Origin of the sequence: Rhodoferax antarcticus ANT.BR (genome assembly GCF_001938565.1) — a bacterium.
Taxonomy (GTDB): Bacteria; Pseudomonadota; Gammaproteobacteria; order Burkholderiales; family Burkholderiaceae_C; genus Rhodoferax; species Rhodoferax antarcticus.
Genome location: NZ_MSYM01000004.1, coordinates 1 through 23,839, shown reverse-complemented (window position 1 = coordinate 23,839; position 23,839 = coordinate 1). Strand labels below are relative to the sequence as shown.

Genomic DNA, 23,839 nt, shown 5'->3' with positions numbered 1-23,839 from the left:
TTCATTCCTCGTGCCCTGCGCCAATACCCAGCAGCAGCAGTGCCTGAAACACGTTGAACAGGCTTAGATAGACGCCCAGCGTGGCGGTGATGTAGTTGGTTTCCAGACCGTCTCGCACACGCTTCTGGTCATGCAGGATGAACGCCGTGAAGATGCCGACGGCCAGCACGGCGATCGTGATCATCAGGGCACCCGACTGGAGGAATACATTGGCAGCGCCCGCGGGAGAGCCGTAGATTGGAATGTTGTCATTCATGATGTCGCCTTTAGATGTTGAATGAATCAAGCGAGCAAGCGCATTGGACTTGGCCCTGCCTGCTTGGGTTGTTTACCCGACGGATGCGCGGGCAGCTTGCGCCTCTTTTTCTACTGTGGCAGCTTCGGCTTCCTTGGCTTTGGTGGTGTCCTTGTCCGGCGACATGCTGCCGGCCAGCGCACTGCCGACCATGGTTCCCGCCACACCGCCAACCACGACAGCGCCCAGCGTTGATCCTAGGCCTGAGCCCGCGGCAGCGGTGGGGGCTGCAGCAGGCTTTGCGGCAGCAGCAGGTGCCGTGGCAGGGGTTCTGCTGATGCTGGTAGGAGCTAACTTGGAGCCACCAAAGCGCTTGGCGTGCGCCAGCGAAGGAGCTGCGAGCGAGGCAACAGTCAATGCAATGACAGCAGCGACAGTGCCGCGAAAAGAAGAGGAAATCCACATAGAGGTGTAATGCCCTGAAATTTGAGTGAGAACGCACAGGTTTGTGTGTTTGAAGCCTTATCTTAAGGTTTCCAAGACTTCGAAAAAAGCAGAAAATACACGAATATAGTTCCTGACTATACTGAATATGAGTCTGACCTTCAACCACCGCCATCTGTATTACTTCTGGGTTGTAGCCAAGCAGGGCGGCATGTCGCGGGCTGCCGAGCGGCTGGGTATGGCGGTACAAACCGTGAGCGCGCAGGTGCGCGAACTCGAGCGAGACCTGGGTTGTCAGTTGCTCAAGCCTGCGGGGCGGGGGCTGGCGTTAACCGAAGCCGGTGTGATGGCGCTACAGCAGGCAGAGCAAATTTTTCAATTGTCAGAGGCATTGCCAGAGCGGGTGCTTGCCACCGTGCAGGCACCCTCTGCGCGGCTGGCAGTGGGCATTGCCGATGGGCTGCCAAAACTGGAGGTGCGGCGCCTGTTGCAACCAGTGCTGGCGGTGCCTAATTTGCGCTTGATCTGCGACGACGGAGAAATGGCCGACCTGTTGACCGAGTTGGTCTTGCACAAACTCGACGTGGTGCTGACCGACCACCCTGCGCCGTCCAACTCGCAACTCAAGGTCCACAGCCACTCAATGGGAACGTCGGACATTGGCTGGTACGGCTCACTGCACTGGTGGGATGTGGCGCACGAGGGATTCCCCGCCTCGCTACAGCATGTGCCGCTATTGCTGCCCACCACCCATTCTGTGGTGCGCGGCCAGCTCGACCGTTGGCTGCTCCAGAAGGGACTTCGCCCCCTGGTGGTGGGAGAGATTGAGGACAGTGCCCTGCTTGAGACGTTTGGCAGCACGGGTCTGGGAATTTTTCCTGCGGCACTGGCAGCGCAAGAAGAGTTGTTCAAACGTAGCCAGGTCAAGCTGATTGGCGCATGCGAGGGGGTGCAGGAGCATTACTACGCCATCAGCATAGAGCGCAAAGTGATGCATCCTTTGGTACAGCAGATGCTGCGGCGGACGTGATGCCACCAGACAAATTTAAGCCAATTGACAGAGAAGGCGTGACCACTTCATACCGGATACTGGGCTGCGATGTTGGTGATGCCAAGAACTGACTTGTAGGGTCGGCCATGTCCGAAGTGCTGGGCACCCGCGATGGCGCAAACACGCCCGAGCTCAATAGGCTTTACCACGCTTGGGCCAATGGCGACGTTGGCCTTTGCGTCACCGGCAACGTCATGATGGATCTGGACGCCCGGGACGAGCCCGGTTGGAGCTCTTACCAGCCACTGCTTTCGGGTTCCCCCTTAAACGGCCCCGCCAAATCCGGCGTAATCCAGCCGCCATAAAAGCCACCGGGTTGTGGTCCAACCAACGCGTCGTCGACCGTGCAGCTCAAACTAGCCGGATAAAAAGCCACGCAACCGGCCAGCGCCTCAGCGCCTGCCAGCGGGCGTAGGTAGCTCCAAGCGACGCCATTTAACCTGTCTTTGCCACTGACCAGCGACCAATACTGCGCGGGACCCTTCCACTCGCAAAAGGAGCTACCAGACTGCGGCTGTAGCAGATGTGTAGCCACATCCTCCCAAGGTAGATAGAAACTGGGGGGGTGGGATGTCTCCAACACTTTGACTGCGCGGCGGGTGTGGGCAACCTCAAGACCACGCCAGCGGATGACCACTTCCCGGGTGTCAGGCGCCAACTGCGGTGGGCGGGGGAAGTCCCATACTGAGGTTTGGCCAGGGTAAGGCGTGTGCGCAAACGGGGGACGGGCTTGACCACGCCACTGCCACTGGTCGCGGGCGGATTGGAGCCATGTGGGTGTTGAGGCAACTGTGGGGTTACTAGCCATGCGAGGGCACCTTTTGTAAAGCAGTTGAAGCAACTATTGTCTAGCTTCATGGCCACCTCGACCTTGGCCTAGTACAAACTGCCTGCGGTGGTGCACGCCACCCCAGCTAACCCCGAACAACGCTGCATCGGTGGCGGTATCGCTGTTCCATGGCTGAGATGTCGTGCCGACCAAGGTATCGCGCACCTGCACGGTAGCTACTGATCATTGATGCGATGAACATCATCCGGCGCATTCACGCAGCGGTTCCGGGCCCAGAGAGTGAAGAGAGGTTGGCTGACACCGTCACCTCCTGCCTGGCCTCCTTCCGGCGCGCGCTGAACACGCACCGCCCAACCCATGCCGTGGCGGTGTTTGACCACGGTGGCCGAACCTGCAAGCATGCGCTTTATGCCCCCCTACCAGGCGCATCGCAAATCCATGCCGGAAATTTTGAAAGGTGGTGTACAGACCATTCAACAAGCGCTGCCGGGCCTGGGTCTGTACAGGATCGCCATTGCGGGGATCGAGGCAGACGATGCCATTGCCACGCTGGTTGAAAAGTGGTGCCGGGCCAGCGCTGACCCAGACATCATCTTGTCGACCGACAAAGATTTTTTGCAGATGCTGAACGATCGGGTCTGCATTTACGACCATTTCAAGGGTCAGTGGCGTGACCCGGCCTATGTGGAGGAGAAATTTGGTGTCACACCATTGCAAATAGGTGACTTGCTGGCTTTGATGGGTGACGCCGCGGACGGCATTACGGGGGTGGACAAGGTGGGCGCCAAAACCGCCGCAGGTCTATTGCGCATCAACGGCACCCTGGAGCGGCTGATCTCTAACGCCGACAAGGTAGGTGGGCAAGCAGGTGTCAATCTGCGCCAAGGGGTTGAGGCGGCGCGGCTGTCTTGGCAACTGGTGTCCTTCAAAACCGATGTGTCGCTGGGATTGACCTGGCGGCTGCTCTTGCAGCCGGGCTAAAACGACTAAAGCTCAAAATTTCACCGATGTTCACCTGGAAGGGTTTCTGTCCAGTTCTTGAATGCGCGATGGAGCGCACTGCTAGATGGTATCTGCCGGGATGTTGCAGTGCTGGGCCTTGCGCCAGGCATCACGAAAGCTGTGTTTGTTGGCTGCGGTTGCATTTCGGGCGTTGTAGGTGTATCGGGTGATCCTGGTATCCGCAGGCCTATGCGGCACCAGGCCAAACATCCGCTCAGTGCCTCGCGTTCAGGCACCGTATGACTGGGAATTGACGCTAAAAGCATAATCCTGTGTCAATCATCCACGGGACGACTATGCCACGCTCAATCCTTGCCGAATTAAACATTCACCCTGCGATCCGCGAAAAGGTTGCCAACCATGAGCGCGCCATCGTGTCTGAGGTGCAGGCTGCCATCGCCAAAAATCCCGTGGTGGTCGTTGGCATGGGCGCGAATCCGTTCCCTAAAAAAGCACGTCGAGCACTTGACGCTGCTGGCGTCGCTTATCAGTACCTGGAATACGGAAATTATTTCAAGGATTGGCGCAAACGCAATGCGCTCAAACTCTGGACCGGCTGGCCGACGTTGCCAATGATCTTCGTGCACGGTAACCTCATTGGCGGAGCCGATGACCTTGCCAAACTGCTTGACAGCGGCGAGCTGAAAAAATTGCTCGCTTAAGCAGCACTTGCTTGCGCCGTTCTGAGCATCACGGCCCATTTTGGCGGGTACCTATTTTTCAGCATGCAATCGCGGCATTTGCCGACAACCGTAGTCAACGCCCGGCCTTGACTCGTCTGCCCGCACTGCAGCTTCTCAATCCAGCTGGTGAAATGGCCGACTAGCGCGCTTCGTCATCCAGTACAAACTCGTCAGAAATATCGCGCAAGATCAGCCTCTTTTTTGCGCAGCCGTACCTTGTAAATTTCTGATGCGTTTGATTCTTCCAACCCCCCTGACCCTGCTGGCCTTTGCTGGTAACTCAGTACTTTGCCGGATGGCGTTGACCACAACATTTATGGATGCCGCCAGCTTCATAACCGTAGGTTTGCTGTCGGGTGCGCTGATGCTGTCTGTGCTGGTTTGGGTGCGATCGGTCTCAGCAGGCCTGGGCAATGCCAAAGGCGGCAAAGTGCCTGGCATGGGCGCCAATTGGCCGTCTGCACTGGCCTTGTTTGTTTACGCTGCATCGTTGTCGTATTCCTATCCTAATTTGTCCACCGGAACCGGTGCCTTGCTGGGCTGATCGCGATCCTGCTGCCGGCACTGACAGCGTCGCCCCTTGGCAGTGCCGTGTTGATGATGGGCTCGGGCGCGCTGTTGCTTCAGGAGGCGATCACCTGGCGTCTGCTGCTGGCTTCGGTGGCGATTCTGGGCGGTATCGCCCCGGCCGTGATGAACCGTCGTGCAAAGGTGCCCTAATGGGTGGCATCGGTGTCGAGGGTAAGCGAATTGCTTTTAAAAAAGTAGCATCTAGCGCTTTAAAAACAAGGGCTAGAGGCCAATTTCATCAATAACTTTTTTTGCTGGTGTTCCGCACCTGATTGGCTCCATGTGCGTGGAATAACCGCTGCTTAAAGCATCTTTTCCAGAAACGCCTGGGTGCGCGGGTGTTCTGGGGCTGCAAACAGCTCGCGCGCCGGGCGCGCTTCCACCACCACGCCGCCGTCCATAAAGACCGCGCGCGCCGCCACCTCGCGGGCAAAGGCCATTTCATGCGTCACCACAATCATCGTCATGCGGTCCTCGGCCAGCTCACGCATGGTGGCCAGCACCTCGCCAGTCAACTCGGGGTCGAGTGCGGAGGTAGGCTCGTCAAACAGCATGATGTCGGGCTCCATCGCCAGCGCGCGGGCGATGGCGACGCGCTGCTTCTGGCCGCCCGACAGACGCGAGGGGTAACTGTCACACTTGTCAAACAGACCGACTTTTTGCAGCAAGGCTTCGGCCTTGGGCACAATTTCCTTAAGCTGCGCGCCCTTCACTGTCAGCGGTGCCTCAATGAGGTTTTGCAATACCGTCAGATGCGGGAACAGGTTGAAGTGCTGGAACACCATGCCCATCTTGCGGCAAACCCGGCTGATGTCGGCAGGCGGCACATACTGGCAGTGGCCCTGGGCGTTGGTGCGCACCAGCGCCTCACCCTCAATCTCTATGTTGCCGCGGTGGATGGTTTCCAAGTGAATCAGGCAGCGCAAAAAGGTACTTTTACCCGAGCCGGACGGGCCGATCACGGCTACCACCTCACCGTGGGAAACGTCCAGCGACACGCCCTTAAGCACCTCGACGGGGCCAAAGCGCTTGTGCACATCCACCGCGCGAATCATCGGGCTAGTCGTCATAAACAGCGTATTTCTTTTCCAGACGCTGAAAGCCATAGGTCAGCACCAGGGTCATGAGCAGGTAAAAAGCTGCGGCCACCAAAAACGGCGAGGTGGTGAAGTCGCGCTGCACAATGCCACGCGCGGCGCGCAGCAGGTCGTTCATCGCCAGCACATAAATCAGCGAGGTGTCTTTGACCAGGGTGATGGTCTCGTTGCTCATGGGCGGCAGAATGCGCTTGAGCACTTGTGGCAGCACGATGCGGCGCATGGTCTGCGGGTAGCTCATGCCCAGCACCTTGGCGCCTTCGTACTGGCCCCGGTCAATCGACTGGATGCCAGCGCGGAAGATCTCGGCAAAATAGGCCGAGTAATTCAAGACAAAGGCCAGTATGGCCGACGGGAAATCGGGCAGCCGCACGCCGATGATCGGAATGAACGGCAAGGCAAAGTAGATGAACAGCATCTGCAGCATCAGCGGAGTGCCGCGCATCAGCCAGATGTAGCCATTCACCAGGCCGCTCAAAACCTTGAAGCGCGAAATCCTCACCAGCGCCAAGGCCAGACCCAGCGGCACCGCCAGCACCAGCGTGATCAGAAAAACCTGCAGTGTGACCGCGCTGCCCTGGAGCAGGACAGGCAAGATGGTGACGATGTAGTCCATAAAAAGGTGTCAGAGCCCGCAGCAGCAAAATCCGGCTTGGCAACGCAGGCGTAGTGACACGAAAAACCAGGCTGTCAAGCCGACCATGGCAGCCTGGTGTCCGTCAGCTTATGGCTTGATGATGTCCTTGCCGAACCACTTGGTTGAAATGGTTGCAGCGGCGCCGTCAGCCCTCATGTCGTCCAGTGCCTTGTCCAGCTTGGCTGCCAGCTCGGTGTCGCCCTTGCGCACGCCCACACCGTAGTCTTCAGTGCCAAAGTTCTCTTCTAGCACACGGTACTCGCCGGGTTTCTTGCCGGTGTAGTAGCGGCCCACAACCTCGTCCACCACTACGGCGTCCAGTCGGCCGGCCGACAGGTCCATCAGCGCGGTCACGTTGTCACCAAATTTTTTGAGTTCCTTGATCGATTTGGCTGTGGCTTCGTCTTTTTGCACCGCATCCACCGCGCTGCTGCCATCTTGCACACCCACCACCGCACCCGCGAGCTGAGCCTTGTTGGTGATGGCTGACTTGTCAGTCACAACCACAATCTGGCGGTTTTCCAGATAAGGCTTGGTGAACAGAATGTTGGTTTTGCGTTCTTCTGTGATCGTCAGACCGTTCCACAAAACATCGATGCGGTTGCCATTGAGCTCAGACTCCTTGGCGCTCCAGTCGATCGGTTTGAAAGTGACTTCCACCCCCAGACGCTTGCCGGCTTCCTTGGCCAGATCGATGTCAAAGCCAACCAGCTCGTTTTTCTCGTCGCGAAAACCCATGGGCGGGAAGTTGTCGTCTAGGCCAATCACGATGGCTTTGGCCACCACCGGCACCGGTTCAACCGCCGCAGCCACGGGTTCGTCCTTCTTGCCGCAACCAGTGACCACCAGAGCCGCCATCGCACACGCGGCGATCCAAAAAGCACGTTTATTCATTTCTTTGTCCAGTTGTGAGTAACAGCGGATTATCGGTGCGTTGACAGCCCAAAAAAGTGGTGTAGATTGATGACATTGACACGGACAGCAAGGATTCACTGGAGGTACCCCAATGCTCCCCCAAACCAACCGTCAAATGGCCCTCGACCAATACCGACTGCGCGCCAATTTTTACGATGCGGAATTGGCTGCTTTTGAGCCGGTTCGTCGCAAGGCTATTGCAGGCCTGCAACTCCAGCCCGGCAATACTGTGCTTGATGTTGGTTGTGGCACCGGCCTGAGTCTTGAATCTCTTCAGCAGGGCGTCGGCTCGCAAGGCACCATTGTTGGCATAGAGCAGTCGCCTGAAATGTTTGCACTGGCACATCGGCGCGTGGCGCGGCACAAATGGCGCAATGTGACTCTGGAGAATGCACCGGCTGAGTCATCCACCGTCGGTTGCCGGGCAGATTCCGCCCTGTTTCTTTTCACCCACGACATTCTTCGCTACCCAGACGGCATTCGCCATCTGGGTAGCGAAGCTCAAGCCCGGCGCACGGGTGGTGGCTGCCGGCCTGCAATGGAGTTCGCCGTGGGACTGGCCAACCTACTGGCTGGTGCTGCTGTCGGCAATGTATTCGACAACCTCTCTGGAAGGTCTGGCGCAGCCCTGGGGCCCTTTGGCACAGCTGGTGGGCGCCATGCAGCCGCTGCCCTCACCACTGCAGGGTGTTTATATTGTTAGTGGTATCTACTTACCTCAAGAAAGTGAGTTTTCTCATCATGTCTGATCCTTCAAAGCCGAGTGGCGTCACGACCATGCCCAAAAAACTGACCCCTCTGGACGCCGCTACCCAGGCCTTCAGAAAGTCCATCGACCCCTACAGCATGTTCACCTCGCAGATCGATGCGCAGCTGGCTTGGCTGAGGCACCCGCAGGAGTTGATGCGCGCCGCCGATGAGTTTGCTGCCGACATAGCGGCTCTGCAGGGCCATGCGGTGCGACGCTCCTTGGGCCTGCCCGCTGATGAGGTGTATGAGCCCAACCCGAAAGACGCGCGCTTTGCCGATCCGATCTGGACCGAATCCGCCCCGTGGGATATTTTGAAAGAGTGGTATCTGACGATGAGCAGCCGGCTGCAGAAGCTGTCATACGAAGCCCCTGGCATGTCTGAGCATGAGCGCCACCGCGCTGCTTTTTGGCAACGCAACTACCTCAATATGCTGTCGCCCGACAACTTCTTCTGGCTCAACCCAAAGGCCATGGACAGATATGCCAAAACGCAGGGTGAAAGTCTCCGCCTGGGGCTTAAAAACTTCGCCCGCGATGTGGAGGCCAAAAACATCCAAATGGTGGAGCCAGATGCCTTTGTGGTGGGCAAAGACTTGGCAACCACCGCCGGTAAGGTGATTTTTCGCAACCGTCTGGTGGAGCTGATTCACTACGCGCCCACGACCGACAAGGTGCGCGAGATGCCGATCCTGATCGTCACGCCATGGATCAACAAGTTTTACATTCTTGACCTGACCGAGAAAAAGAGCCTGGTCAAGCACCTGACCGACCAGGGGTTTTCGGTATTTATCTCCAGCTGGAAAAATCCGCCAAAAGAGATGCATGACGTGCGTTTTGACGACTATCTGACGCAAGGCGTGTGTGAACTGGTACGCGTGACCACCGAGTTTTGCAAGGTGCCGCAACTGCATCTGGTGGGCTATTGCATTGGCGGCACACTGGCAGCCACCTACATGGCCTGGGCCAACAAACGATTTGGTCCAGACAAAGTGCCGGTGGCGCACTGGACGCTGTTTACCAGCTTGACCGATTTTTCAGAACCTGGAGAGATCAACATCTTCATTGACGAGGCCTGCCTGGAGGGTCTGGATACCCTGATGGCCAAGAAGGGCTATCTGGACGGCACCGAAATGGCGGCATCCTTTAGGCTGCTGCGCTCCAACAGCCTAATATGGAATTACTGGGTCAGTAGCTACCTGATGGGCGAAAAACTGCCGGCGTTTGATGTGCTGTTCTGGAATGTGGATGCCACCCGCATGCCGCAGGCCATGCACTCCTACTACCTGCGCCAGATGTACCTGCACAACAACCTCATCAAGCCCGATGCGTTGACCATTGCCGACGAGTCGATCGACCTGGGTCGTATCCAGCAGTCGCTTTACGCAGTGACGGCGCAAGAGGACCATATTGCCCCCTGGGAAGCCTGCTATAAGGTGCGTCAAAACATTCACCCTGACGCGCCGGTGCGCTTTGTCCGATCCACCTCCGGCCACATCCTCGGCATCATCAACCCGCCCGTACAACCGCCAAAACGCTCTTATTGGGTCGCCGAACCGGCGTACGGCGAAGACGCCGAACACTGGCTGGCGCGTGCCGACAAAAAACCAGGCACGTGGTGGGACGACTGGACCACCTGGCTTCACCAGCGCACCGGCGAGCTGGTCAGCGCTTATGCCACCACCAGCCGCAAATACCCGGCGCTTGCGGATGCCCCGGGAACCTACGTCCTGGAGAAATAGCCCAACTTGTTACACCTGCGGGCGGTCAATCAGTGCAGTCAACTCACTGACAAAGCGCTCAGGCTGCGCCAAGTGTGGGCCGTGGTCGGCACCTTCATAAAAACTCAAGCGCGCCTGCGGCATGTTGTCGGCCACAAAGCGTGCTGTGGCTTCAGTGTAGAAGTTGCTGGCCGTGCCGTAGGCCAGCAGCGTGGGCACGTTGATGCTTGGCAGCGCATTCCGGTAGTCAGCCGCTACCAGGCTTTGCCAAATGGCAATCGCTGGGGCTGGGTCAATGTCTTTCAGCGACTCGCGCACCATGCGCCAGCCCGACGAGTTACGCAAGTAGCTGGCTTGCGCCTTGTCGTTCAGCCCAAAAGCCACCAAGCGCAGCACGGCCTCAGTAAAGTCGGCTTGCAGGTCTTCTACCAGGCGCTGGGCGCGCGCTTGGTCAAAGTCGCCATAGATACCCCCTTGCCAGGTGGCATCGGTCATCAACTTGGGTGACTGGTCGATGAAGACCAGGTGCGAAAAACGGTCGCCTCCAAAGTCGCGCAGGCATTGCCACAGCGTCAGCGCGCCCATGGAGTGGCCCACAGCAACCACGCGCTCCAGTTCGTAGTGGTCCAGCAGGTTAACGACATCGCGCGCTAATCGTTTCACGTCTGGGGTAGGGGTAGCCATAAGCGGGTGGCCACCGTGCCCGCGCGCGTCCGGGCGCAGAAGACGGTGTTGTTGGGATAGCGGCTCAATCAAGGGCGCCCAGGCTGTGTGGCTGGCAGTCCAGCCGTGCAACAACAAAAGGGGTGTGCCATCACCGTTCAGGTGCACATGGAGTTGTTCGCCATCGTCGGCGTAGAAGGTGTCGTGCTGCATGGGGGCCTTTTTGCGCACATCCTACTGTCTGGCGCATCATCTGGCACAAAGTCGACCGCTATGATCACGCATAAAGGTAACCGATCCATGCAGCCATCTCCCTCTGAACCCGTCTGGCGGCCCGTCCTGGGCCCAGCGCCGTACCGTGACCTGTGCACCGACTGCGGTGTGTCGCGCTCCAGTGACCCCAAGCGTTGTGGCCAGGTCTGCCAGTTCATCCAGCCTGACTACCCGGCCTTAGAAACCCAGGTGCATGGTCGTACCCGTAACCCAGAGCAACAAGACGAATTGTTTTTTGGTGTTTACCAGCGCACCCTGCGCGCAGCGTTGAAGCCCGCCTTGCCCGGCGCGCAGTGGACCGGCATCACCACCCGCATCGCCCAGCGGCTGCTGGAAACCAAAGCGGTGGATGCCGTGCTGACCATGGCGCCTGACCCCAATGACCGCTGGCGCCCTGTGCCGGTGCTGGTGACGCAGCCCGAGGGCATGGCGCAGTGTCGTGGCATGCGTATGGGCTATGCACCGCTGCTGGCACTGCTGGAGCCGGCGATGCAGCAAGGTTACAAGCGCCTGGCGGTGATCGGCATTCCGTGCCAGATCTATGCCTTGCGCGCCTTGGAAAAACAGCTCGGGCTAGAGCGCTTGTATGTGATAGGCACCCCCTGCTCTGACAACACCACTACAGAGCGGTTTCACGAGTTTCTGGCACTGATGGCCGCGCAGACCAACGACAAGCCCGAGGACATCACCTACCTGGAGTTCCTGGCTGACTACCACGTGGAGCTGCGCTATGCCGATGGCCACCAACGCAAGGTGCCGTTTCTGATGCTGCCGCTCTCCGACTTGCCGCGTGATTTTTTCCCGCTGACCTGCCGCACCTGTGTTGACTACACCAATGCGCTGGCCGACATCACCGTGGGCTACATGGGCGGCGAGGGCGCGCAGTGGTTGCTGGTGCGCAATGCGCAGGGCGAAGACCTGCTGAAACTGCTGGGGGATGAAATAAAAGTGAGCACGCCAGGCAGTGCTGGCAAGCGCCAGGGGCCGGTCAAAGGCTTTTTGGCGAACACCGAACGGGCCGCGGGTGGCTTGCCATTGCGCCGCATGCCGCAGTGGCTGCGCCCGATTGTGGGTTGGTTGATGCCCAAGGTGGGGCCGCGCGGGCTGGAGTTTGCCCGGGCGCGCCTGGAGATGAAAGCGGTCGAGACCATCATTCATCTGCGCCGCGAAGAGCCCAGTCGTCTCAAATCGATGGTGCCCGCGCATGTTTGGGCGCTGGTCAAGCCCTATGGCCTGACGCCCACTGCGCAAGAGTTACCGCGTCAACCTGCGGCGCCGAGCAGAAAACCGTCCTGAATCGCGAAGTAAGCCTTTGGCACCTCAAAGTAAGGCATGGCCCCGGTTTCCAGCACCTGCACCTGCCAGTTGGGCTTGCCACCGACGATGTTCAGCATCTTGTAATTGGTGAAGTCGCCTTTGGTACCGTGAATCACCAGCGTGGGCAGGGCAACCTGCTGGTAAACATCCTGAACATCAGCGCTGAACAAAATGCCGCTCAAGAAAGCCAGCGGCGCAAACTCGGCATTGGGTTGGCGTGCGCTGATGATGTTGTAGGCCCACAACTTCTCATCAATCGCCTTGCCGCCCCAAGTGCGCTCCAGAAAGTAACGGATAACCCCCGGGCGCGTGAGTTGTTTGAACAAAAAGCCACCCCAGCCTGGTCCGCGCAGAACTTTGTCCAGAATCGGCATGTAAAGCGTTTCGCCCGGGTCTTCGCGTAGCGTCTTCCCGCCACGAAATCCGGTGGGGCTGACCAATGTCAGGCTCTTGAACAGAGTCGGGTTTTCTACTGAAGCCCTCGCCAGAAACTCGCAGGAGAGCGACACGGCGATGGCATCCACCGGAGCCCCACCATGCCTGGCCTGTATCCATTGGGCAGCCTTCACCAGCGCATCGGTCATCACGCGCACGGTATAGGCACGGTCTTCGCGGTGGGACAAGCCATAGCCCGGCAAATCCAACGCATACACACAACGGCTGCCGCGGTAGTGGTCAAACAAGGGCCGCACCTCGGCGGCGGACGCCACCGCGTTCACGCTGTGAATCAACAGCAGCGGAGCACCCTCACCAGCGGTGTAAACCACCACCTTCCTTTGGGTGCGGGGAAGCTCATGGACGGCACCATCCAGAGCGGCGGGCAAATTTGTTGTCATAGTGACCTCCTTGTTGTGTGTAAACCTGCTGATGTTATCCCCGGGTTTTTACCAATGGCTGTGCACTAACTCACCTAAGGCACATCGCGTTTGAAGAAAAAATCGGAAAATTTTAAATATTTCAGAAATAGGCCTAAATAACCCCCCATTTCTGCCGTTAAGAACTTACGAACGGAGGAAAGACCCAGACCCATTCTGAAGCCTGAAGCACCATGTCCCTACCACCCATTGATCGAATCCAGAGCATGCGGCCCGTTGCGGCCGAGGCCGCTGCGTTGGCAACCGGTCGCGTGGTGCCGGTGGTGCCGGTCAATCCGTCGCAACGGGTCGATGCGCCAGCCGAGGTGTCTCCCAGCGTGATCAACATGATCACCACCGGCGACAAACCCAATGCGGGAGAGGGTGTTTACCGCAGTGTGGCCGACCCGGTGCGTCAAACACCTCAAGAAGCAGCGCCCAAAGACTGGACCATCAAGCGCCCAGAGCCAGAAAAGGTGGAAACCCCGCCACCCGAGCCGCTGTCCAAAATCTTGCTGGACCACATCAAATCCCTATGGCTGGCCAGTGCCAGCGCCGTACAGGTGCAAGAGCAGGTCAAAAACCAGATCGACTCCACCAAAGCCGCAGCCAACCTTGCCCCGGGCGTGTTGTCGAGCGAGGTCTATACCTACTCGCCCAGCAAAATCAACAAGACGGACAAAACCCAGACCTGACCACGGCAATGCGACATGCGCAGTTCATGGTGCGCGGTTCAATTGCTCACACCGCTGGCCACATGGCCTGAGGGCACGTGCTGCGCAGCAGATTCAATGTGGCCGGTCTGGTCGTCAAAGAAAAAGTCGGGCTCAAACTCACGCAGAAACTCGCCCTTGGCCAGGCCGCCCAGAAACATGGCTTCATCCACCTCAATGTTCCAGTTCATCAGCGTGCGGATGGCGCGCTCATGCGCCGGGGCGCTGCGGGCGGTGACCAGTGCCGTGCGGATGCGCATCTGGGGGGTGCCTGACTGCTGCAAGTTTTGTAGCGCAAAGAGCAATGGCTTAAAGGGCCCGTCGGGTAAAGGCAAGGCAGCCTTATCCATCTCATGTTGCTGAAAGGCCTGCAAACCCAGCGCCTGGTACACCCGCTCAGCCTCGTCGGAAAACAGCACGGCGTCGCCGTCAAAGGCAATACGCACCTCTTGCGGATGCGCGTCACTGGCGTGCACCGACTGCGGATACACCTGCGCTGCCGGCACGCCGGCCGCCAGCGCGGCCCGCACGTCACTCAAGTGGGTGCTCAGAAACAGGTTGGCGTGCAGCGGCTTCAGGTAGCGCCAGGGCGATTGGCCTCGGGTAAAACTGCCACGCTCGATGGCCAAGCCGTAATGCTGCGCCGAGCGAAACACCCGCATGCCTGAGACCGGGTCATTTCGCGAGAGGATCACCACCTCCACCGGCTGCGTCGAGGCCGCTGAGTGGTTGAACGCCAGCAACTTTTTGACCAGCGAAAATGCCACCCCTGGCTTGGCGGGAATGTCGAGCCGCTGCAACTGCAGCGCCATGTATGCGCGGTCGTCGCCTTGCTCAAAGACCTGGTTTTCTTCTTCAAAATCAAACAGGGCGCGGCTGCTGATGGCCACCACCAGTTTGCCGTCAAGGGTTGTCGCCATAAAACTCCTGTTGCGTTTTCCGGGAAGAAGGGCGTTGCTGGCGCGGTGCGCTTATTGCTGCAAAAACATCTGGTACGCCGGGTTGCCCGTTTCTTCCACGCAGGGGTAACCCAATGTGCTTAAAAACTCGGCAAACGCGGTGTCGTCGTTAGCGGGCACCTGCAAGCCGACCAAAATGCGCCCGTAATCCGCACCCTGGTTGCGGTAGTGAAACAGGCTGATGTTCCAGCCCGCAGGCATCTGGTTCAAAAACTTCAGTAGCGCGCCCGGGCGCTCAGGAATCACAAAACGCAGCAGCCGCTCGTCTTGCGCCAGCGCAGAGTGCCCGCCCACCATGTAACGGATGTGCTCTTTGGCCAGGTCATCGTGCGTCAGGTCCAGCGTCTCAAAGTGGTGTTTGCTCAGGTGCGCGGCTATTTTGGCCGACTCGCCTTTGGCTGTGGTGGTCAGGCCGACAAACACATGTGCCTTTTGGGCATGGCTGATGCGGTAGTTGAACTCGGTCACGTTGCGGCTGGTTTTGGCACCGCCAAATGCGGGCAGGCTGCTCAGCAACTCGCAAAAGCGCCTGAAACTGCCTCGCTCCTCGGGAATGGTCACCGCAAACAACGCTTCACGCTCTTCGCCCACCTCGGCGCGCTCGGCCACAAAGCGCAGCCGGTCAAAGTTCATGTTGGCACCGCACAAAATCGCGGCGTAAGTCTCGCCTTTGGTTTTGTGCTGGGCCACGTATTGCTTCACCGCCGCCACCGCCAAGGCTCCGGCGGGCTCGACGATGCTGCGGGTGTCCACAAACACGTCCTTGATGGCCGCGCACACCGCGTCGGTATTCACCAGCACATAGTCATCGACCAGGTGGCTGGCAATACGAAAGGTCTCCGCTCCAACCAGTTTCACCGCCGTGCCGTCCGAGAACAGGCCCACATCGCTCAAAGTAACCCGGTGCTGCGCCGCCACCGACTGCACCATGGCATCCGAGTCGTTCATCTGCACGCCAATCACCTTCACCTCCGGGCGCACCGCCTTGATGTAATTGGCCACCCCGCTGATCAGCCCGCCGCCACCAATGGCCACAAACACCGCGTCTAGCCGGCCCTGGTGCTGGCGCAGCATCTCCATCGCCACCGTGCCCTGGCCGGCAATCACGTCCGGGTCGTCAAACGGGTGGACGAAGGTCAGGCCTTCCTTTTTCTCCAGCTCCACAGAGTGGTTGTAGGCATCTGAATAGCTTTCACCAAACAGCACCACCTCGCCGCCAAAGCTGCGCACCGCATCCACCTTCATCTGCGGCGTGGTGGTGGGCATGACGATCACCGCGCGCGTGCCCAGCCGCTGTGCGCTCAAGGCCACACCTTGGGCATGGTTGCCAGCGGAGGCGCAAATCACGCCTTTCTTCAACTGCGCCGCGCTCAGGTGCGCCATCTTGTTGTACGCGCCGCGCAGCTTGAAACTGTGCACCGGCTGCTGGTCTTCGCGCTTGAGCAGCACGGTGTTGCCAAGGCGCGCGCTTAAGGCCTGCGCGGGCTCCAGCGCCGACTCTATGGCCACGTCATAGACGCGAGCGTTGAGAATTTTCTTCAGGTAATCCAGGGGCGTCAGCGGTTGGGGGCGAAGTGTCGCGGTCATGGTGTCAGGGGTGGAGGTAAGTTAAAGAGGTGAGGCCAGGTGCTGCCCGGCAGTGCGGTAAACCTTGTTTTTGTCGCGTCGGCCAGCAGCCAGTACGGTGACAAAAATGGCGCTGCCGTCAACCCGGTAAACCAGGCGGTAGCCAACACTGTGCAATTTGATCTTGTAGCAGTCTGCCATACCATGCAGCGCTGCAGAAGGCACCCGCGGTGACGCAAGTCGCTCAGCAAGTTTTTTTTTGAATGGCTCGCGCACGCTCGCATCAAGTAGGCGCCACTCCTTGAGCGCCTGTTCATGAAAGCGCAAACTATAGATCGTCAAGATTGACCTCGATAAACGGGCCATCGGCACGCTCGCGCACCAACTTGGCGTCTTCCAGGTCCTCCAGATACGCCATCAGTCGCTCGTAATGGCTGGCCGGCAGCAGGTAGGCCTCAGGCCGGTTGTGGTTGAGCACCGCCACCGGCGCATCGTCAGCGCGCCTCAAAATATCGGCATAGTTACGTTTGAGCTCGGTCACGCTCACGGTAAAGTGGGAAAGAACAGCGTCCATAAAACCTCACTTACGTTGAATTAAGCACTCTAATTAGCATCTATTAAAGCATGAATTCACCCATGAAATCGACTGCAGCACAATCGCGATTCGTCGCAACACGCAAAGGATGGTCTTTATGGAATGCACCGTTAACTGGACCGGCGCCCTGAACACGCGCTCAAATATGGGCTTTATCGCCGAAACCGGCAGCGGCCACACGCTGCTGATGGACGGCGCGCCCGACGCCGCCAAACCTGAAAACGGCGGCCAGAACCTGGCGCCCCGCCCGATGGAGTTGCTCTTGGCTGGCGCCGGTGGTTGCACCGCCTATGACGTGGTGTTGATCCTGAAGCGTGGCCGCCATGATGTGCGCGGCTGCAGCGTCAAACTGACGGCCGAGCGGGCCGAGACCGACCCCAAGGTGTTCACCACCATCAATATGCACTTCACTGTCACCGGCAAGGCCATGCCACCGGCCGCAGTTGAACGCGCCATCGCCATGAGCCACGAAAAATATTGCTCCGCCAGCGTCATGCTCGGCAAAACCGCCAGCATCACCACCAGCTTTGAGGTGGTGGAGGTTTAAGTTAAACCCGGTGCGCCACCGTGGTCATCACCCGGGCTACGGCTTTCATCACCCCTTTGACAGATGCAGGCAAATCCATCGCACCCAGCTCCATCGCGTTGTAAGCGTGGCGGGCTTCATCGTCCATCATCTGCGCCACGATCGCGCGTGAAGCGTGGTCGCCAACTGGCAGGCGATTCATATGGGTTTCCAGATGCGCTTCAACCTGGTTTTCAGTCTCCACCACAAAGCCCAGACTCACCGCATCGCCCATTTTGCCAGCCACCAGGCCGATGCCAAACGCCCCCGCGTACCACAGCGGGTTCAGCAGTGAGGTGTGCCCGCCCAACTCTTTCACACGCTGTGCGGTCCACGCCAAATGGTCGGTTTCTTCGGCTCGAGCCGCCAGAAAATGGGCGCGCAATGTTTCACTATCAGTCGTAAAAGCCTGCGCTGTGTACAGCGCCTGGGCGCACACCTCACCCACATGGTTGACGCGCATCAAAGCACCGGCTTCTTTCTTTTCAGTTGCCGATAACTCAGTGGGCTCAGCGGGCAACGTTGGGCAGGGCTGAGATGCCGGGGGCGAAGAAAACACCGTGCGCAGGGCGTCGTCCACGGTGGAGAGAAAGCGGTCAAAAGGGGTCAGGGTCATGGGCATGGTGTGGCTCAAACGTGGGATGAAAAGTGGACTAAGGGTAGCGGAATTTAGCGCTAGCCGGGTTGGCAGTAGTTGAGATGTAACTTTTTTTCGGTGTGTTTCTAGGTGGTGGCATCTGCGCGCAGGCGCAACGTAATAGGCCTCGCATTTTTTTGCGGAACCCGCTAAAACATTAACGCATATACACTAAAAATACACGGAAACACGATTGATCTGGGATGAAGCCAAGCGCGCTGCCAACCTGGTCAAACACGGTTTGGACTTTGCTCAAGCGCACTTGGTGCTGAAGTCACGCTATCGGCTTGATGCTGCGGTGGCGCGCAGCGGGTGCAGTCGATTTCCTACGTGTTAGAGATTTTGTCAGTATTGACGGTGGTACACACTGACCGCGATGGGGCTGCGCGGATCATCAGCTTTCGCCGCGCAAGCAGCGAGGAAAGAGAGGTTTACGATGACTGGCTTGAAAACGACTGACCTCACTCGCGCACAAGTGCTGGCAGAGGTGCGCGCAATACCTACTGATCAGAATTTTGTGTTGGACGGCATCGACCAAGATGACCGACCATTGACCAAAGTGGAATTGCAGACAGGCATTGTCGCCATGGCCAAGAAGCGTGGCAGGCCCGCGGGCTCTGGAGGCAAAGAGCAGATAGCGCTGCGCGTTGACCATGATGTTTTGAGCGCCTTCCGCGCCACAGGCGCCGGCTGGCAAACGCGCATGAACGATGCACTCAAAGACTGGTTAAACACGCATTCGCCGGTGTAGGTAATAGAGTTGAGCAACCAGCAGCGGCAGTTCTGTCATCAATGCGCACGATGGTTGCACTTTAGTAGTTTAGAAGCGGTGGCGAATGCCGAGCTGAACGGCGGTGGAGTCGGTGCCGGCGGACGCTGTCACACCACCAATGAAGCCATTGCCACCGGGTGCCACCTGGCCCTTGTCACCATTGTCATAGCGCACCAGCACAGCGTTCAGGTCGGTACGTTTGGACAGGGCGTAGGTGTAAGCGGCACCGTAAGAGTCCACGTCAGCGTTGTAGGGGCGCTTGTCGTTAAACGTGTTGTACGCCACGGATACGGTGTGCGGGCCGGTGGTGTAGCGATAGCCAATGTGGTACAGACGGCCATCCTGCTTGAGGGCTTGGGTGTAGGCACCTTTGACAGCGTTAGCCGTGGTCAACGCGGTACCCGCAGGAACACTTTTACCCAACAGACTCAGATAAACAGCACCTCCAATATCACCCATGTTGGCTGGGTTGTCATCCGTAATCTGGATGGCCATGCCTGTAAATTTATGTGGTCCAGTGGTCATGGAGGCACCAAGTACCGTTGTTTTCAAAGAGTTTTGGCCAAGCTCATTCTTGGTGGCGTTGTGGCCCAGCCCAACTGCAAAACTATCTGTTTTATAGCTGGCATTGAAGCCAATCATGTTGCTGGAATCGGCTTCACCGCGGTCGCCCAGTGAATACATCACTGAACCGGAGAAGCCATCTTTTGCCAGTCTGTAGGCTATTGAATTGGATTGACGAATTTCCAGGATGGATGGGAACGTCACAATCTGACCCGCAGCCAAGCCCGACTGGGTCGCCATAATGTCAAAAGTGGCATTGGTTTCAAACGCCGGTGTGTACATCCGCCCAGCCAATACCGCACCCACCGGTGTAATCAGACCCACAAAAGCCTGACGGTCGAAGAATCGGTTCCCGTAAGGACCAACGTTGACACCATATTTTTGGCTAGCTAATACTGGAACCAACTGATCCAGAAGGGGTTGGGTTGTGCCGAGACCAAGCAGGTTAGGGTTTAAACCAAGCAAATCAGCCCTCGAATACCGATCTGACAACTGCCCACCAGAAATCGGCGTGCTGCTGTTCCCGCCCGTATCCAGCTCCACCCGTGCTTCAAGCGTAAAGATCGCCTTGTAGCCGCCACCCAAATCCTCATTGCCCTTGATGCCCCAGCGCGAGCCTTCCATGATGCCGCTGGCCACTTGGGTCACCCTGCCAGCCTTCAGGCCTGAAGTGCTGGTAATGCCTGCATCCGCTAGGCCGTACAAGGTTACGCCAGGGGCGGGAACCTGGGCTTGCGCCAGACCCGCGCAGCACAGGGCGCAGGCCAGGGCGGTGGCGCGCAGTGCGCGCGATGAAAACAGTGGTTGGGTCAAGTGTGTCATGGTGGCTTTCTTAAACAAGGTTGAATAAAAAGAACGGTCGTGCTGTTCGCTGGATGTTGCCTGCATTCAACACATTTGCAGACAAGGGTTTTCCCTGTCGATGGGTGTGGCTGTTGCTCTGTAAAAGGTATGCAACCTTATGATTTACAACAACAAAGTCAAAATTCTGTGTATTTAGATGCTGAATGGCCCTGATGCCATTTGTTGCAATCATGCGACAAAAGCGACGTTTTTGGCCTTGAAATCCATTTGAAACAGCCTGAATGCCAGGTTTTTCCGTGTGGCGTGATCAAATCAATCCCGCGATGTTTCATCCGCCCGTTTGAAAAACCTGGCTTGCAGCCTTCAAACGTTTTGTTTATTCATTTTGGAGTTTTACTCATGAAAAAAAGTCTGATTGCTTTGGCAGTACTCGCCGCTTCTGGCGCTTCGATGGCTCAATCTTCTGTGACCTTGTATGGCGTTGCTGACGTGTGGTTTGGTTCGGTCAAGTCTGAGGTCGGTCCAGCAAAAACTGATCCAGCAACCAATTTCTTTGATAAATCTGGCCTTGCTGGTAGCAGCCTGCGTCAGACCGTGTTGGACAGCGGTGGTGTGAACACTTCCCGTTGGGGCCTGAAGGGTTCTGAAGATTTGGGCGGTGGTTTGAAAGCCAACTTCCTGTTGGAGCAAGGTTTTGAAGTTGACACGGGTAAAGCCAAGGGGGAGAACCAAGCATTCGCTCGTCAGTCCTATGTTGGCTTCTCGGGTGGCTTCGGTGAAGTCAAGCTGGGCAAAGTCTGGACTGCTTATGACGACGTGAGCGGTGCTTCTAACGCTGTGTTTGACTCGGCTTTGTCGCCCATGAACCATGTGTTCCGCAGCACCGACTACAAGAGTAACCCCGGCAGCACCATTTACTATGTCACCCCCACTTTCAGCGGGTTCAGTGGTGCTATCAGCTACAGCTTGGGTGAAGACAAGACCGCTGCAACCAGCGCTACTTCCACCACCAGCTTGAACCTGAGCTACGGCGCAGGCCCTGTGGCTGTGCAATTGGGTTACCAAGTTGAAAGCAACAAAACCCTTGGTAAGGCTGACCAGAAGTTCACCCGTTTGGGCGGTTCTTATGACTTCGGCATGGCTGTTGCCAAGTTGACTTATGGTCATGTGTCTAACGTCGACAATGCTACTGGTGACGACGCGAAAGAATACCAAGTCGGTGTTGACTTCCCCGTCAGCGCTGCTTTGACCGTTTCTGCCAGCTACGCCAAGTCGGATGACAGCAATACAGGGTTCGAACAGACTCGCAAGGGCTACGGTATTGGGGCTTCTTACGCCTTGTCTAAGCGTACCTTTGTGTACGGTGGCTACACCGCCAACAAGGCAAACAATGCTACCGTTGGCGACGACAAGCTGAACATCTTGGCACTTGGTGTGAACCACAAGTTCTAATTGGTTCAGTAGTCAGTTCGCCTGACTACCCGGAACAATTTCATAAGCCGCCTTCGGGCGGCTTTTTTGCGTTTGGTGGAAAAGAAGAAAAAAGGGGTCAGAAAAAAGCAGAAAAAAGGGGTCAGGCTCGCTTTATTTTGGACAGGCAATCTGCGGTATTCATGCATTGTCTATACATGAAATCACCCTCTAGCCCCCGTCCTACTTGCGCTAGTAGCTACTATTGTCATGGGTTAAAAGGGGCCAGGCTCGGAATAGATGCGCCCCTTGGTTGAACTTGCGGCAAAGATACGATGCAACGGGTTCGGCGTGCCGGATTTGGCAGTGCCTTGATGTGCCTTGGTGGGCCAACTGCACTCAACCTATACCAGCCAGTATGGGTGCCCATATGAAAACAACGATTGACCTTTCTGGCGCTTTATTTGTCATGGCAAAGAAGCTTGCACGCGAACGCCAGACCAGCCTGCGCGCTTTGGTCGAAGAGGGATTGCGGCGGGTGTTGAGTGAGGCAACGAGCCAGGTCAAACCTGCTTTCAAGCTCGAAGATGCCCGCGTGCATGGTGAAGAAATGCTGCTGCCAAACGCACGGGACTGGCAGCAACTGGAGGAAGATCACGTTCTGTCGCGCAACCTCCAAAGCACGCCATGATCGCGGTTGACACCAACATACTGGTCTATGCACACCGTGCTGAGTCCAGCTTCCAAGCGCTGGCGCAGGTGGACGCCTAGCTGGCATCGCCACAGGCGCATATTCTTTACAGTGGTTCACAGCATTGGCAAATTTTGTCGGACCTGACGCACAAAGCCAAGCTACAGGGTGGGCAGTTTCATGATGCGCGCATCGCCGCTCTGTGTATTGAGTATGGCGTATCGGCGCTGTACAGCGCAGACAGGGACTTTGGCCGTTTCAAAGCCCTGAAAACCATCAATCCGCTGCTTGACTGATGAGATCTGACGCTCTGGCTGCTGTGTTACGCAGTTGGACTGTTGCACCAACTTGGGGGTAGAAAGGGCCAGGCTCCAATGGCAAAGCGAAAATCAGGCGGCAAAAAATTCACGCACAGAGAGTTGGTGTGCTTCGATACTTGCCTAGAATGGTGACACCTCATACCTAACAGGTGACACCATGCCAAGTACACTTGAAAAGCAACGCACGTCAACGGTGACGCTCAAACTCGATCCCTCATGCCGTGATCGCCTAAAGTCTCTTGCAGTCGCCAAGAATAGGACTTCCCATTACTTGATGAAAGAAGCGATTGAACGCTACCTCAAAGCTGAGGAGGCGCAACAGGCCGTTATGCAAAGCGTGGACGATTCCGTGACGCACTTCGAGGCAACAGGGCTGCACATCACACTCAATGAAGTCAAAGCATGGTCGAATGAAGTCAAACTCAATCGCAACGTTCAACTACCAGAATGTCACGGATAAAACTTTCAGTCACGGCGCGTGACGACCTCAAGCGTCTTTACGAATTCCTGGCCCAGTTCGATACAAGGGTTGCCGACAACGCCACTGATGCCATCGTTGCGAGTCTGGACTATTTGCAAGTCCATCCACATAGCGGCTCAGGGGTGGAAGATCGCCCGAATGTTCGCAAATTAATCGTCGCCTTTGGCGCAAGTGGTTACCTGATTTTTCATAAACGCTATGAAAAAATCGATACCAACCTGGTTGCCAGAATCATCCATCAAAAAGAATGGTACGACGCGCAAACTATCGGACTTGCAGAGGAAGAATAAAAAGAGAATAAAAAGGGTCAGGCTCGCTTTATTTCGAGGGCGTCATTGCGAGTTTTCAGTTTCAGAGTTAAAACAGCCTGTAGCCCCCGCGTATATTGCGCTAGAAGCTATTGAAGTTATAGCGTCTCGACCTCAAACCCGACAATGTTGCGGCTGGTTTTGCTGAACTCCACGCCAATCAGGTGAATCGGCTCAGCGCGGGCGCGGTACTTGTCGGCGTAGGCCATGTCCTTGAGCTGCTGCAAAGCGCTGCCCGCCGGGTTCAGCTCGACCACCTTGAACTCAAACAAAAACACCTGGCCGGCAAACAGCACCGTCATGTCGATGCGGCCAAAGTTGGTTGGGTCTTCCAGACGAATGTCCACGCCCAAAGCGGCAAAGTAGCTGTAAAAAATGCTGGCGTAGTAGCCCTCAAAGCCCGACAGCTCGTTCTTGCGGTACCAGTCGTTGGCGATGCTGGCGTAAAAGGCTT

The 23,839-nt window shown here is 57.3% G+C and carries 32 protein-coding genes and 1 pseudogene; 17 read left to right on the top strand and 16 right to left on the bottom strand.

The features are described 5' to 3' along the window. Position 1 precedes the first annotated feature (1 nt). Both BLL52_RS01630 and BLL52_RS01625 read right to left on the bottom strand, forming a co-directional pair. Positions 2 to 223, bottom strand: a pseudogene (locus tag BLL52_RS01630) (Bax inhibitor-1 family protein); the annotation flags it as partial. Between the two features lie 105 nt (positions 224 to 328). After that, positions 329 to 700 (bottom strand): hypothetical protein, encoded by a 372-nt coding sequence (locus tag BLL52_RS01625; protein ID WP_075585001.1) that lies wholly within the window; start codon positions 698 to 700, stop codon positions 329 to 331. A gap of 127 nt (positions 701 to 827) precedes the next feature. Between BLL52_RS01625 and BLL52_RS01620 the strand changes: the two genes are divergently transcribed. Both BLL52_RS01620 and BLL52_RS20925 read left to right on the top strand, forming a co-directional pair. Continuing rightward, positions 828 to 1,709 (top strand): LysR family transcriptional regulator, encoded by an 882-nt coding sequence (locus BLL52_RS01620; RefSeq protein ID WP_075585000.1) that lies wholly within the window; start codon positions 828 to 830, stop codon positions 1,707 to 1,709. 107 nt (positions 1,710 to 1,816) lie between these two features. Then, positions 1,817 to 2,035, top strand: a complete 219-nt coding sequence (locus BLL52_RS20925; protein ID WP_162274832.1) for a hypothetical protein — start codon at positions 1,817 to 1,819, stop codon at positions 2,033 to 2,035. On the opposite strand, the gene BLL52_RS21940 is transcribed toward BLL52_RS20925, so the two are convergent. Then, positions 1,966 to 2,538 carry a DUF427 domain-containing protein gene (locus BLL52_RS21940; protein WP_075584999.1) on the bottom strand — a complete coding sequence of 191 codons (573 nt, stop codon included), beginning with the start codon at positions 2,536 to 2,538 and terminating at the stop codon, positions 1,966 to 1,968. The genes BLL52_RS20925 and BLL52_RS21940 overlap by 70 nt on opposite strands. Positions 2,539 to 2,919: 381 nt before the next feature. On the opposite strand from BLL52_RS21940, the gene BLL52_RS01610 reads away from it, so the two are divergent. Continuing rightward, positions 2,920 to 3,501, top strand: a complete 582-nt coding sequence (locus BLL52_RS01610) for a 5'-3' exonuclease (RefSeq protein ID WP_206744484.1) — start codon at positions 2,920 to 2,922, stop codon at positions 3,499 to 3,501. 81 nt (positions 3,502 to 3,582) lie between these two features. On the opposite strand, the gene BLL52_RS21805 is transcribed toward BLL52_RS01610, so the two are convergent. After that, entirely contained in the window at positions 3,583 to 3,732 is a 150-nt protein-coding gene (locus tag BLL52_RS21805) for an SOS response-associated peptidase family protein (protein WP_338065715.1), read from the bottom strand. An 86-nt stretch (positions 3,733 to 3,818) separates the two neighbouring features. Here BLL52_RS21805 and BLL52_RS01605 point away from each other — a divergent pair, with 86 nt between their 5' ends. The 3 genes from BLL52_RS01605 (at position 3,819) to BLL52_RS21675 (ending at position 4,925) form a co-directional block, all read left to right on the top strand. After that, positions 3,819 to 4,184, top strand: coding sequence for a glutaredoxin domain-containing protein (locus tag BLL52_RS01605; protein WP_075584998.1), 366 nt, complete (start codon positions 3,819 to 3,821; stop codon positions 4,182 to 4,184). Positions 4,185 to 4,500: 316 nt separating this feature from the next. After that, positions 4,501 to 4,749 carry a hypothetical protein gene (locus tag BLL52_RS20920; RefSeq protein WP_206744483.1) on the top strand — a complete coding sequence of 83 codons (249 nt, stop codon included), beginning with the start codon at positions 4,501 to 4,503 and terminating at the stop codon, positions 4,747 to 4,749. 50 nt (positions 4,750 to 4,799) lie between these two features. Continuing rightward, entirely contained in the window at positions 4,800 to 4,925 is a 126-nt protein-coding gene (locus BLL52_RS21675; RefSeq protein WP_274534880.1) for a hypothetical protein, read from the top strand. A gap of 152 nt (positions 4,926 to 5,077) precedes the next feature. On the opposite strand, the gene BLL52_RS01595 is transcribed toward BLL52_RS21675, so the two are convergent. From BLL52_RS01595 to BLL52_RS01585, 3 genes are all read right to left on the bottom strand, one after another. Beyond that, the gene (locus BLL52_RS01595; protein WP_274534879.1) at positions 5,078 to 5,845 is read right to left on the bottom strand and encodes an amino acid ABC transporter ATP-binding protein; all 768 of its coding nucleotides are present in this window, start codon (positions 5,843 to 5,845) and stop codon (positions 5,078 to 5,080) included. Next, positions 5,835 to 6,488 (bottom strand): amino acid ABC transporter permease, encoded by a 654-nt coding sequence (locus BLL52_RS01590; protein ID WP_075584995.1) that lies wholly within the window; start codon positions 6,486 to 6,488, stop codon positions 5,835 to 5,837. Before BLL52_RS01590 ends, BLL52_RS01595 begins: the two co-directional genes overlap by 11 nt. Positions 6,489 to 6,596: 108 nt before the next feature. Further along, positions 6,597 to 7,403, bottom strand: a complete 807-nt coding sequence (locus tag BLL52_RS01585) for an amino acid ABC transporter substrate-binding protein (protein ID WP_075584994.1) — start codon at positions 7,401 to 7,403, stop codon at positions 6,597 to 6,599. A gap of 112 nt (positions 7,404 to 7,515) precedes the next feature. Between BLL52_RS01585 and BLL52_RS01580 the strand changes: the two genes are divergently transcribed. Together BLL52_RS01580 and BLL52_RS01575 are read left to right on the top strand one after the other, a co-directional pair. Continuing rightward, positions 7,516 to 8,127 carry a class I SAM-dependent methyltransferase gene (locus BLL52_RS01580; RefSeq protein ID WP_075584993.1) on the top strand — a complete coding sequence of 204 codons (612 nt, stop codon included), beginning with the start codon at positions 7,516 to 7,518 and terminating at the stop codon, positions 8,125 to 8,127. A gap of 74 nt (positions 8,128 to 8,201) precedes the next feature. Then, complete coding sequence (locus BLL52_RS01575; protein WP_075585011.1) at positions 8,202 to 9,914, top strand: PHA/PHB synthase family protein; 1,713 nt, start codon at positions 8,202 to 8,204, stop codon at positions 9,912 to 9,914. A 9-nt stretch (positions 9,915 to 9,923) separates the two neighbouring features. Here the strand turns inward: BLL52_RS01575 and BLL52_RS01570 are convergent, their stop codons facing one another. After that, a complete protein-coding gene (locus BLL52_RS01570) occupies positions 9,924 to 10,769 on the bottom strand; it encodes an alpha/beta fold hydrolase (protein ID WP_075585010.1) in 846 nt (281 codons plus the stop codon). 87 nt (positions 10,770 to 10,856) lie between these two features. Here BLL52_RS01570 and BLL52_RS01565 point away from each other — a divergent pair, with 87 nt between their 5' ends. Continuing rightward, the gene (locus tag BLL52_RS01565; protein WP_075585009.1) at positions 10,857 to 12,125 is read left to right on the top strand and encodes a Coenzyme F420 hydrogenase/dehydrogenase, beta subunit C-terminal domain; all 1,269 of its coding nucleotides are present in this window, start codon (positions 10,857 to 10,859) and stop codon (positions 12,123 to 12,125) included. On the opposite strand, the gene BLL52_RS01560 is transcribed toward BLL52_RS01565, so the two are convergent. Next, a complete protein-coding gene (locus tag BLL52_RS01560) occupies positions 12,092 to 12,982 on the bottom strand; it encodes an alpha/beta fold hydrolase (RefSeq protein WP_075584992.1) in 891 nt (296 codons plus the stop codon). The two genes, BLL52_RS01565 and BLL52_RS01560, sit on opposite strands and share 34 nt — an antisense overlap. A 212-nt stretch (positions 12,983 to 13,194) precedes the next feature. Here BLL52_RS01560 and BLL52_RS01555 point away from each other — a divergent pair, with 212 nt between their 5' ends. Continuing rightward, entirely contained in the window at positions 13,195 to 13,695 is a 501-nt protein-coding gene (locus tag BLL52_RS01555; protein ID WP_139313262.1) for a hypothetical protein, read from the top strand. 38 nt (positions 13,696 to 13,733) lie between these two features. On the opposite strand, the gene BLL52_RS01550 is transcribed toward BLL52_RS01555, so the two are convergent. The 4 genes from BLL52_RS01550 to BLL52_RS01535 are packed head-to-tail and all read right to left on the bottom strand — an operon-like array spanning position 13,734 to position 16,812. Continuing rightward, positions 13,734 to 14,633 (bottom strand): 5'-nucleotidase, encoded by a 900-nt coding sequence (locus tag BLL52_RS01550; protein WP_075584990.1) that lies wholly within the window; start codon positions 14,631 to 14,633, stop codon positions 13,734 to 13,736. Between the two features lie 51 nt (positions 14,634 to 14,684). Next, positions 14,685 to 16,259, bottom strand: coding sequence for a threonine ammonia-lyase, biosynthetic (gene ilvA / locus BLL52_RS01545; RefSeq protein WP_075584989.1), 1,575 nt, complete (start codon positions 16,257 to 16,259; stop codon positions 14,685 to 14,687). A gap of 21 nt (positions 16,260 to 16,280) precedes the next feature. Continuing rightward, positions 16,281 to 16,580 (bottom strand): type II toxin-antitoxin system RelE family toxin, encoded by a 300-nt coding sequence (locus BLL52_RS01540; protein WP_241838951.1) that lies wholly within the window; start codon positions 16,578 to 16,580, stop codon positions 16,281 to 16,283. Further along, on the bottom strand, positions 16,567 to 16,812 hold the full coding sequence (locus BLL52_RS01535; protein WP_075584987.1) for a type II toxin-antitoxin system Phd/YefM family antitoxin: 246 nt from the start codon (positions 16,810 to 16,812) through the stop codon (positions 16,567 to 16,569). The genes BLL52_RS01540 and BLL52_RS01535 overlap by 14 nt, the downstream gene beginning before the upstream one ends. Before the next feature lie 118 nt (positions 16,813 to 16,930). Between BLL52_RS01535 and BLL52_RS01530 the strand changes: the two genes are divergently transcribed. Further along, complete coding sequence (locus BLL52_RS01530; protein ID WP_075584986.1) at positions 16,931 to 17,380, top strand: OsmC family protein; 450 nt, start codon at positions 16,931 to 16,933, stop codon at positions 17,378 to 17,380. Position 17,381: 1 nt separating this feature from the next. Here BLL52_RS01530 and coq7 read toward each other — a convergent pair whose 3' ends face one another. After that, positions 17,382 to 18,014, bottom strand: coding sequence for a 2-polyprenyl-3-methyl-6-methoxy-1,4-benzoquinone monooxygenase (gene coq7, locus BLL52_RS01525; protein WP_075584985.1), 633 nt, complete (start codon positions 18,012 to 18,014; stop codon positions 17,382 to 17,384). A 457-nt stretch (positions 18,015 to 18,471) separates the two neighbouring features. Between coq7 and BLL52_RS01515 the strand changes: the two genes are divergently transcribed. After that, positions 18,472 to 18,786 carry a BrnA antitoxin family protein gene (locus BLL52_RS01515; RefSeq protein WP_075584984.1) on the top strand — a complete coding sequence of 105 codons (315 nt, stop codon included), beginning with the start codon at positions 18,472 to 18,474 and terminating at the stop codon, positions 18,784 to 18,786. A 69-nt stretch (positions 18,787 to 18,855) separates the two neighbouring features. Here BLL52_RS01515 and BLL52_RS01510 read toward each other — a convergent pair whose 3' ends face one another. Further along, positions 18,856 to 20,193 (bottom strand): porin, encoded by a 1,338-nt coding sequence (locus tag BLL52_RS01510; RefSeq protein WP_075585008.1) that lies wholly within the window; start codon positions 20,191 to 20,193, stop codon positions 18,856 to 18,858. Between the two features lie 204 nt (positions 20,194 to 20,397). Here BLL52_RS01510 and BLL52_RS01505 point away from each other — a divergent pair, with 204 nt between their 5' ends. The 5 genes from BLL52_RS01505 (at position 20,398) to BLL52_RS01490 (ending at position 23,367) form a co-directional block, all read left to right on the top strand. Then, positions 20,398 to 21,627, top strand: a complete 1,230-nt coding sequence (locus BLL52_RS01505) for a porin (RefSeq protein ID WP_241838950.1) — start codon at positions 20,398 to 20,400, stop codon at positions 21,625 to 21,627. Positions 21,628 to 22,003: 376 nt separating this feature from the next. Continuing rightward, complete coding sequence (locus BLL52_RS01500) at positions 22,004 to 22,276, top strand: hypothetical protein (protein ID WP_075584983.1); 273 nt, start codon at positions 22,004 to 22,006, stop codon at positions 22,274 to 22,276. Between the two features lie 134 nt (positions 22,277 to 22,410). After that, entirely contained in the window at positions 22,411 to 22,572 is a 162-nt protein-coding gene (locus BLL52_RS20915) for a type II toxin-antitoxin system VapC family toxin (RefSeq protein WP_198930582.1), read from the top strand. A 181-nt stretch (positions 22,573 to 22,753) separates the two neighbouring features. After that, a complete protein-coding gene (locus tag BLL52_RS20185; RefSeq protein ID WP_075584982.1) occupies positions 22,754 to 23,056 on the top strand; it encodes a CopG family ribbon-helix-helix protein in 303 nt (100 codons plus the stop codon). Beyond that, positions 23,044 to 23,367 (top strand): type II toxin-antitoxin system RelE/ParE family toxin, encoded by a 324-nt coding sequence (locus tag BLL52_RS01490; RefSeq protein WP_075584981.1) that lies wholly within the window; start codon positions 23,044 to 23,046, stop codon positions 23,365 to 23,367. Before BLL52_RS20185 ends, BLL52_RS01490 begins: the two co-directional genes overlap by 13 nt. 116 nt (positions 23,368 to 23,483) lie before the next feature. Here the strand turns inward: BLL52_RS01490 and BLL52_RS01485 are convergent. Next, positions 23,484 to 23,839: PD-(D/E)XK nuclease domain-containing protein (locus BLL52_RS01485; protein WP_198930581.1), on the bottom strand; the 356-nt coding region annotated here is incomplete at its 5' end.

Excerpts from the sequence above, each read along its gene's own strand:
- BLL52_RS01625 (WP_075585001.1), bottom strand. The coding sequence starts at position 700 with ATGTGGATTTCCTCTTCTTTTCGCGGCACTGTCGCTGCTGTCATTGCA.
- BLL52_RS01620 (WP_075585000.1), top strand. The coding sequence starts at position 828 with ATGAGTCTGACCTTCAACCACCGCCATCTGTATTACTTCTGGGTTGTA.
- BLL52_RS20925 (WP_162274832.1), top strand. The coding sequence starts at position 1,817 with ATGTCCGAAGTGCTGGGCACCCGCGATGGCGCAAACACGCCCGAGCTC.
- BLL52_RS21940 (WP_075584999.1), bottom strand. The coding sequence starts at position 2,538 with ATGGCTAGTAACCCCACAGTTGCCTCAACACCCACATGGCTCCAATCC.
- BLL52_RS01610 (WP_206744484.1), top strand. The coding sequence starts at position 2,920 with ATGCGCTTTATGCCCCCCTACCAGGCGCATCGCAAATCCATGCCGGAA.
- BLL52_RS21805 (WP_338065715.1), bottom strand. The coding sequence starts at position 3,732 with ATGTTTGGCCTGGTGCCGCATAGGCCTGCGGATACCAGGATCACCCGA.
- BLL52_RS01605 (WP_075584998.1), top strand. The coding sequence starts at position 3,819 with ATGCCACGCTCAATCCTTGCCGAATTAAACATTCACCCTGCGATCCGC.
- BLL52_RS20920 (WP_206744483.1), top strand. The coding sequence starts at position 4,501 with ATGGCGTTGACCACAACATTTATGGATGCCGCCAGCTTCATAACCGTA.
- BLL52_RS01595 (WP_274534879.1), bottom strand. The coding sequence starts at position 5,845 with ATGACGACTAGCCCGATGATTCGCGCGGTGGATGTGCACAAGCGCTTT.
- BLL52_RS01590 (WP_075584995.1), bottom strand. The coding sequence starts at position 6,488 with ATGGACTACATCGTCACCATCTTGCCTGTCCTGCTCCAGGGCAGCGCG.
- BLL52_RS01585 (WP_075584994.1), bottom strand. The coding sequence starts at position 7,403 with ATGAATAAACGTGCTTTTTGGATCGCCGCGTGTGCGATGGCGGCTCTG.
- BLL52_RS01580 (WP_075584993.1), top strand. The coding sequence starts at position 7,516 with ATGCTCCCCCAAACCAACCGTCAAATGGCCCTCGACCAATACCGACTG.
- BLL52_RS01575 (WP_075585011.1), top strand. The coding sequence starts at position 8,202 with ATGCCCAAAAAACTGACCCCTCTGGACGCCGCTACCCAGGCCTTCAGA.
- BLL52_RS01570 (WP_075585010.1), bottom strand. The coding sequence starts at position 10,769 with ATGCAGCACGACACCTTCTACGCCGACGATGGCGAACAACTCCATGTG.
- BLL52_RS01565 (WP_075585009.1), top strand. The coding sequence starts at position 10,857 with ATGCAGCCATCTCCCTCTGAACCCGTCTGGCGGCCCGTCCTGGGCCCA.
- BLL52_RS01560 (WP_075584992.1), bottom strand. The coding sequence starts at position 12,982 with ATGACAACAAATTTGCCCGCCGCTCTGGATGGTGCCGTCCATGAGCTT.
- BLL52_RS01555 (WP_139313262.1), top strand. The coding sequence starts at position 13,195 with ATGTCCCTACCACCCATTGATCGAATCCAGAGCATGCGGCCCGTTGCG.
- BLL52_RS01550 (WP_075584990.1), bottom strand. The coding sequence starts at position 14,633 with ATGGCGACAACCCTTGACGGCAAACTGGTGGTGGCCATCAGCAGCCGC.
- ilvA (WP_075584989.1), bottom strand. The coding sequence starts at position 16,259 with ATGACCGCGACACTTCGCCCCCAACCGCTGACGCCCCTGGATTACCTG.
- BLL52_RS01535 (WP_075584987.1), bottom strand. The coding sequence starts at position 16,812 with ATGGACGCTGTTCTTTCCCACTTTACCGTGAGCGTGACCGAGCTCAAA.
- BLL52_RS01530 (WP_075584986.1), top strand. The coding sequence starts at position 16,931 with ATGGAATGCACCGTTAACTGGACCGGCGCCCTGAACACGCGCTCAAAT.
- coq7 (WP_075584985.1), bottom strand. The coding sequence starts at position 18,014 with ATGACCCTGACCCCTTTTGACCGCTTTCTCTCCACCGTGGACGACGCC.
- BLL52_RS01515 (WP_075584984.1), top strand. The coding sequence starts at position 18,472 with ATGACTGGCTTGAAAACGACTGACCTCACTCGCGCACAAGTGCTGGCA.
- BLL52_RS01510 (WP_075585008.1), bottom strand. The coding sequence starts at position 20,193 with ATGACACACTTGACCCAACCACTGTTTTCATCGCGCGCACTGCGCGCC.
- BLL52_RS01500 (WP_075584983.1), top strand. The coding sequence starts at position 22,004 with ATGGGTGCCCATATGAAAACAACGATTGACCTTTCTGGCGCTTTATTT.
- BLL52_RS20185 (WP_075584982.1), top strand. The coding sequence starts at position 22,754 with ATGCCAAGTACACTTGAAAAGCAACGCACGTCAACGGTGACGCTCAAA.
- BLL52_RS01490 (WP_075584981.1), top strand. The coding sequence starts at position 23,044 with ATGTCACGGATAAAACTTTCAGTCACGGCGCGTGACGACCTCAAGCGT.